8 protein-coding genes are annotated in these 6,934 nt (G+C 62.0%); 2 read left to right on the top strand and 6 right to left on the bottom strand.

Going from position 1 to position 6,934, the window contains the following annotated elements; translation table 11 throughout:
* Positions 1-419 (bottom strand): EamA family transporter (locus AC1DT3_RS09135; protein WP_477464940.1); only part of this gene is annotated, 419 nt, incomplete at its 3' end.
* 206 nt (positions 420-625) lie between these two features.
* On the opposite strand from AC1DT3_RS09135, the gene AC1DT3_RS09130 reads away from it, so the two are divergent.
* A complete protein-coding gene (locus tag AC1DT3_RS09130) occupies positions 626-1,417 on the top strand; it encodes a L,D-transpeptidase (RefSeq protein WP_477464939.1) in 792 nt (263 codons plus the stop codon).
* A 29-nt stretch (positions 1,418-1,446) separates the two neighbouring features.
* On the opposite strand, the gene AC1DT3_RS09125 is transcribed toward AC1DT3_RS09130, so the two are convergent.
* Positions 1,447-1,677, bottom strand: a complete 231-nt coding sequence (locus tag AC1DT3_RS09125) for a hypothetical protein (RefSeq protein WP_477464938.1) — start codon at positions 1,675-1,677, stop codon at positions 1,447-1,449.
* A 439-nt stretch (positions 1,678-2,116) separates the two neighbouring features.
* Between AC1DT3_RS09125 and AC1DT3_RS09120 the strand changes: the two genes are divergently transcribed.
* On the top strand, positions 2,117-2,446 hold the full coding sequence (locus AC1DT3_RS09120; protein WP_477464937.1) for a DMT family transporter: 330 nt from the start codon (positions 2,117-2,119) through the stop codon (positions 2,444-2,446).
* A gap of 211 nt (positions 2,447-2,657) precedes the next feature.
* Here the strand turns inward: AC1DT3_RS09120 and AC1DT3_RS09115 are convergent, their stop codons facing one another.
* From AC1DT3_RS09115 to glcF, 4 genes are all read right to left on the bottom strand, one after another.
* Positions 2,658-3,350, bottom strand: a complete 693-nt coding sequence (locus tag AC1DT3_RS09115) for a DUF2076 domain-containing protein (RefSeq protein WP_477464936.1) — start codon at positions 3,348-3,350, stop codon at positions 2,658-2,660.
* A 129-nt stretch (positions 3,351-3,479) separates the two neighbouring features.
* A complete protein-coding gene (locus tag AC1DT3_RS09110; protein ID WP_477464935.1) occupies positions 3,480-4,079 on the bottom strand; it encodes an NUDIX hydrolase in 600 nt (199 codons plus the stop codon).
* A gap of 58 nt (positions 4,080-4,137) precedes the next feature.
* Positions 4,138-5,631 carry a chromosome partitioning protein ParA gene (locus AC1DT3_RS09105; protein ID WP_477464934.1) on the bottom strand — a complete coding sequence of 498 codons (1,494 nt, stop codon included), beginning with the start codon at positions 5,629-5,631 and terminating at the stop codon, positions 4,138-4,140.
* 93 nt (positions 5,632-5,724) lie between these two features.
* Positions 5,725-6,934: glycolate oxidase subunit GlcF (glcF, locus tag AC1DT3_RS09100; RefSeq protein WP_477464933.1), on the bottom strand; the 1,210-nt coding region annotated here is incomplete at its 5' end.

Genomic DNA, 6,934 nt, shown 5'->3' with positions numbered 1-6,934 from the left:
CCGGATTGACCGAACACCACGATCAGCGTGCCGACGAAGCCCACCACGAGCGCCAGGACGATCCGGCCGTCGATCCGTTCTTTCAGCAGAACGAGGCCGAGGAACGCGATGAACATCGGCGCGAGGAAGGACAGCACCAGGGTCTCCGCAAGCGGCAGATTACCCAGCGCGTAAAAGAAGGTCATGGCCGTCAAGACCGCGAAGACGGACCGCGCGGCGTTGGCGAGTACCGTCTCGCGCGACGGCCAGCCGGGACGCATGGCAGCGAAAATTCCGGATACGACGAGAGCGCCGCACACGAAGCGCATGAAGACGATCTGCAACGTCGGATAGGACGCATGCATGCCCTTGATGATCGCGTCCATGAACGACAGGAGCGCGATGGCGAGGGCCACCCGGGCGATTGGACCGAACTGCATGGGATATCTCGGCGTTAAGCAGACAAGCGGAGGCTTTTCGAAGCGGCCGCGCTGGATGAAGGCTGCTCTTACATCATGTTCGATATGTCATCACCTGGAGTTTGCGACCTATCGACCGGAAAGTTGCCGAATGGAGCCGGCGTTCGCAGCCGCCCGTCGGAAATGGGTGTCGGGCCAGCCTCGAACGCGAATTTGGAGTGATTTCGATGCGCACGTCGCTTCCCGCCTTCGGCTTTCTCATCGTCCTCCTGGCGCCTGTCCCGGGATCGGCCCAGAGCGGACCCTACGGCTATCCGCCAAGGGATGTTTACGGCAACGTCCTCGTCGTCCCGCGGTCCGGCGCAGCGCCCCAGGGCTACGCCGATGATCGCTATGGAGCCGCGTATGGCCGCCGCGGAGGACGGACAGTGTCACCGGGCAACGCCATCGATCCGATGGTCGGGTATCCCTATGAATCGCCCACGGCAACTCGCCGACCCGTCGGAAACACGCTGGCATCGCTCCCACCGGCCGACGACTTTTTCGACGAAGGCGGCGGGCTGGACTATGCCATCGCTCCGCAGTTCCAGCGCCAAGTGGTTGCTTATCGCGGTAGGGAGCAGCCCGGCACGGTCGTGATCGATACCCCGGCGAAATACCTCTACCTCATCCAGCCCGGAGGGCGCGCGATCCGCTACGGCATCGGTGTCGGGCGGCCAGGCTTCGAATGGGCCGGACGCAAGCAGGTCACGCAAAAGAAGGAATGGCCGGATTGGCGCCCCCCGTCGGAGATGCTGAAGCGGCGCCCGGATCTCCCGGTTCACATGGAAGGCGGCCCGGAAAACCCCCTCGGCGCCCGCGCGCTCTATCTCGGATCGACCCTTTATCGCATTCACGGCACGAACGAGCCCGACACCATCGGCCATGCGGTGTCGTCCGGCTGCATCCGCATGCTGAACAAGGACGTGATCGATCTCTACAACCGCGTCCCGGTCGGTGCCGAGGTTCTGGTGATTTAGTCCGTTGTTTTAGAAGCGAAGCCGCGAGATCACGCTCGCGGCTTCTTGCTCTTCTTGGATTCCTCAGGCTTCTCGTCCCTGTCCCCGGGACCCGGCGTGATGTCGATATCCTCATCCGAGGTGAACTGATGCCGTGACGGGACGCGGGTGATTTTGGGCGGATCGCTCGCCGGAAACGATTCTTCAAGTTCCCGGTCGAGCTCCCGGTCGAGTTCGGCGTCGCGCTGCTTTTCTTCGGGTGTCTTCTTGGGTGTTGTCACGAAGCGAACTCCCTCATCAGATTCCAAAAATACGCATCTGTTCTCGTCGACGGCATGATCGCCCTGCCCCTGGGGGAGCGCAATCCCGCATCTGGGAGGCTCGCCCCTGCCTCTGAGCGTTACCGGCACCCGCGTTCTCAGCCTGTTCTCAAAAGCAAGTTTATCGTGAATAATGTTTCAGTATTGATTGAACGAAATTGGAACAAAAAGCCGATGAACGAGCAACAACGAGCCATCTCCAATTGTTACAATAAATATACTATATGATAGTATAGCTATATCGGTAAGAGTATAAACTGGAAATACATCTACAAATACACCTATACATTCATATAGGTCGATTGAATACATAGTTACCGTTACCGAAGGGGGCGTGACGGCATCTACCGCCCGATCAATTCCTCTGGTACCAGCGACCGGGCCAGATCCGGGATCCTCGATGAACTACGCTTTTCTCTTCACCGCCATCATTTGCGAGGTGATCGCCACCTCCGCCCTCAAGGCTTCGGAGAGCTTCACCCGGCTGTGGCCCTCTGTGATCGTCGTAATCGGCTATGGGCTCGCGTTCTATTTCCTGTCGCTGACGCTGAAGACGATCCCGGTCGGCGTCGCATATGCAATCTGGTCCGGCGTCGGGATCGTGTTGATCGCGCTCGCGGGTTGGATTCTTTACGGCCAACGGCTCGATCTCGCCGCCATCCTGGGCATCGCCCTGATCATGGCGGGCGTGCTCGTCGTCAACCTGTTCTCCAACAGCGGGGGGCACTGACGGGACGCCTCCCCTCACCATTGAGCCAGCCCACCCACCGTCATTCCGGGGCTGCGCGGCGGAGCCCGGAACCCAGACGCGCTGACGTGGGAAGATAAAGCGCGACGGTCAGTACACGTCCTGGACAGCCAACGGATATGGGTTCCGGGCTCTCGCTCCGTTCACCCCGGAATGCCGGGGTGATGAACGCGATTGCGAAGGTGGTCGCCCGCTAGACCCAGTCGTCTCCGCCACCGCCGAAATCGTCGTCGTAATCTTCGACGTCGTTCTGGCTTGCGTCCTGATAGAGCGAATCCGTGATGCTGGCATTGTCGCCGACAGCCTGCGTATCGTCCTTTGCGCCAAGATCGGCGAGGCCTGTCTTATCGAGTGCGCCTTGAGCCGCTTCCCCGGCGCCTCCGAACGCGCTCGACAGGGCGTTGGCGATCATCACGCCGCCGGCAACACCGGCTGCCGTCGATAGGGCCGATTGCAAGAACCCGCCGCCGGCCCGTCCCGGCATCGCGCCGCCCCATGGGCCGCCCGCTTGAGCACCTTGAGCGCCATAACCGGCCTGACCCGCGTTGGACCAGGGAGAACCGCGCGACGGTGCCTCCCGGGGGTCGCGATAGGATTGCGCCGGCTCGCGGGGCGCCCCGCCGCCGAATAGGCTCGACAGGAAGCCGCCCTGGGCCGGCCCCTGCGGCTGATCGCGCAGCGCCCGAAGCTCCTCGAGCTCGGCTGTCAAATTGGCGAGGGCCTGCTCCTGCACGTAGATCGCCTGAGCCATGGCGTAGGGAGCATAAGGCTGCTGCCGCACCTTGTCCGCGATGAAGCGCTCGGCTTCGGGGTCGCGCGGCTGGTTCGCTACCTGCTCGAGCCGCCCGAAGATATCGGCGATGACCTCGCGTTCCTGATCGTTCATGGCGCATTCTCCTTGGAAAACTGGCGCTGCCGCTTCTCAAGATGGGAAGAGCCCATGTGATTGCTAGGGCGCTGCGCCGAAAAGGTGCGCGTCAGCACGCGCGCTGAAACTCCGCGATGCCGCTTACTGTTAAGCGGTGACGGTATCGCCTTTGATTTTGGCCAAGTTGCGCAACACCTGCGGCGCGATCATCGCCAAGGCCGATACGTCGTGCCAGCCGGCCTTTTCCACCTCGGCCAAATCCGGCCGTAAGGCTGCGCCTGCATCGGCCCTCACGAGATATCGAAAATCGTGATGGACATGCTCGGGCTCGTCCCGGTCCGGACGGGCGGGAATACGGTGGGAATCGATGTCGATCGGTATCCCCGATGAGACATGCCAGGGATCGAGCGAGAGGCCGCTGAGGCCGGTCTCCTCCAACGCCTCGCGCAGGGCCGAGGCTGCCAGACCGTCAGGCGCTTCATAATGGCCGCCGGGCTGGAGCCAGCGCTGCAGGGATCTATGCCTGATGAGCAACGTACGACGCCCTGTCGCGTCGAGCACGATCGCCGACGTCGTCACATGTCCAGGCCATGTCGTTCGGCTGTGCAGATCGTCGCCTTCGGCCAATTGGCGCCGCAGCAGCCGGTGCGCGGCAACGGCGATATCGAAAGCGCGCGCATAACGGTCGACAAGCGAAAGCAGGTTTTTGCGAAAAGCCGCGGGTTCGAAACTTGTCACGATCGCCATCACGAAGAACGAGCTCTCAGGTCATGGAGAGCCCGCGTCATCGCGGGCACCTTGTCCACTATTCCTGGTCCGATGATTTGATTGGGCGCACATTGGAATCGGCCGCGTCCTCGTCGAGCAGATTGGAATCGTCCTCCTGCGCGTCGAGGCGTGTGTTCTTGCGCAGGGTGACATACTTCTTCTGGATCTTGACGCGGCTTTCGCGCGAGATTTCCAGCGCGCCCTGGATGAGCGAGCGTTCCGATTTCTCGTTCTGCAGCTCTTCCGTAAGCCGGCGGTTGGCGGCCTCCAGCGCGCCGCGCTCCTGGTCGAAACGCTTGGTCATCTGGTCGATGCGCTCGGACAGGTTCGACAATTTGTTGTCGGAACTCTCGATCTGGAAATCCTTCGCGGCGATCGCCTTGTTGAGCATCTCGACGCGTTCCTGCAATTCGATGCGCGAACGCTGCAGCTCGTTGACCAGGGCCACCTGGCGCTCGACTTCCTGCTGGGTCGCCTCGAACCGGCGCTCGACCGTGTTCTTTTCGATCGTCGTCTCTTTGAGACCGCGCTCGACGCCGCGCAACGCTTCGTTCTTGTCGCGCAACTGATCGCGCGTATGAGCCAGAATCTTGTCGGTCGCGGCCAGACGCGAATTGAGACCCTCGATTTTCATGTCGAGCGCGGACAGGTCGGTCTGGTGGGCGGAGCGTTCGGAATCGAGCTGCGCCTCGAACCGTTGCCGGCTGACCTGCTCGCTCATGAGCTTCGTCTCGAGCTCGGAGGCGCGCTGACGCGTCGCTTCGAGCTGCGACTCGACTTCGCCATAGCGGTTGGTGAGGCTCGAGAGTTTGTAATTCTGCTCTTCGGCGACCTTCTGCAGGCGTTTCACCTCATGGTCGAGCATACTGTTGCGTTCGCGCGTCTCGATCAGTTCGCGCTCGGCGCGGGCGACAGTCTGGTCGGCCTCCTGCGCTTCCAAACGCAGAGCCTGATTCTCTTCCGTGATGGTGCGGGAGCGCTCGGTTTCGATCAGCAACTGGTTTTCGAGGTCGATGCCGATCGCTTCCTTGTCCTTCACGGACAGGCGCAGATCCTCGATCCAGGAATCTTGCTCGCGCACCTTCGACTCCGCCTTGCGGAGCTGCGACATCGTCGCGGAAAGGTCGTCCGTCAACCGCGCGTGCTGGCTCGTCAGGTCGGCAACCTCACGGCGCAATTGGCCGGTCGTATCGGTTTCCTGGCGCAGCACCGCCTCGGTCTCGAGCAGGCGCGAGCGGAGCTGCGGATAGTTCGAGATCAGGTCGTAGACCGGCTCGGTCAGAAGCGTGAAATCGTCCTTGAGGCTGCGGATTTCCTCCAGGCGGTCGATCAGGTTGGCGAACCGAACCCGGATCAGCTCGTTCTTCTGACCGATGGAATCGAGCGCGCCGTCCGGCCGCACGAGGACGTCCGTCCGCTCCGAGACCGGCTGTTCCTCCAAAGCGGCGCCGGCCCGCGCTCCGAGCATCGGCGCTGCCTCGTCCTGCTTCTTGCCGAAACGGCCTTTGAAAGACGTCCAACCGGATGTCATGGTGCGCCCCTGGGCTTTCAAATTGAGACTATGTAGCCCCTTTTAGCCCAGACGCGTCCGCGAGAAAACAAAATTTCGTTGCGGATGATGATCCTATACTTGGTTCGCCTCGATCCCGCTTTGCCGATGGAAACGGTGGGAAATGCTGGATTCCTGGAGACTTTCCGGGAGCGGTCCTCCCGTCGCCCAGTCCAGAAGCTCGACCGTATGGACGATCGGAATCAAAGTTCCCTTCCCGATCTGGGTCATGCAGCCGATATTGCCGGTCGCGATGAGATCGGGCTGGACCCGTTCGATATTGGCGACCTTGCGCTCCCGCAGCTTGCCGGCGATTTCCGGCTGAAGCAGGTTGTAAGTGCCGGCCGACCCGCAGCAGATATGCCCCTCGGGGACGTCCTTCACGATAAAGCCCGCCTGTTTCAGAAGCGCCTTCGGCTCGGTCCTGATCTGTTGGCCGTGCTGCATTGAGCAGGCCGAATGATAGGCGACGACGAGATCGGTTTCTTGCGCCGGCTTCATCAGCTTGAGGGAGGAGACGTATTCGGTCACATCCTTCGCCAGCGCGGACACCCGTGCCGCCTTCTCGGCGTAGGCCGGATCGTCGCGGAACATGAAGCCGTAATCCTTGATCGTCGTGCCGCAGCCTGACGCGGTGATGACGATCGCATCGAGCCCGTCGGCGTCCATCTCGGCGATCCAGGCATCGATGTTGCGCTTGGCGAAGGCGAGACCGTCTTCCTCGCGACCCATATGATGCACGAGCGCGCCGCAGCACCCCTCGCCTTTCGGCTGCACCACTTCGATGCCGTGACGATTGAGAAGCCGCACGGCAGCCTCGTTGAAGCCCGGCTTCAGCACCGGCTGCGCACAACCTGACAGGATCGCCACTCTTCCGCGGCGTGTTCCTTTTGCCCGGAACGTCCCCGGCGCATCGAACGGCGAACGGTGCGGAATGCGTGCCGGCGCGAGATCGACCATCGCCTGCAACCGCGGACCGAACAACGGCAGCGCGCCCAGAACACCCTTGAGCGGCTTTGCCATTAGCGCGAGAGCGATGGCGAGGCGGAACCGGTTCGGATAAGGCAAGATCGCCGCAAGCACCGACCGCAAAAGCCGGTCATGCCACGGCCGCGTGTAGGTCTCTTCGATGTAGGACCGCGCATGATCGACGAGGTGCATGTAATGCACACCGGACGGACAGGTGGTCATGCACGACAGGCAGGACAGGCAGCGGTCGATATGCTTGACCACCTCCGGCGTCGCCGGCTTGCCGCCCTCCAGCATGTCCTTGATGAGGTAGATC

The sequence above is a fragment of the Microvirga sp. P4_G7 genome (assembly GCF_056401005.1).
The sequence above is the reverse complement of the archived record's forward strand: the minus strand, read 5'-3'. Positions and strand labels throughout refer to the sequence as shown.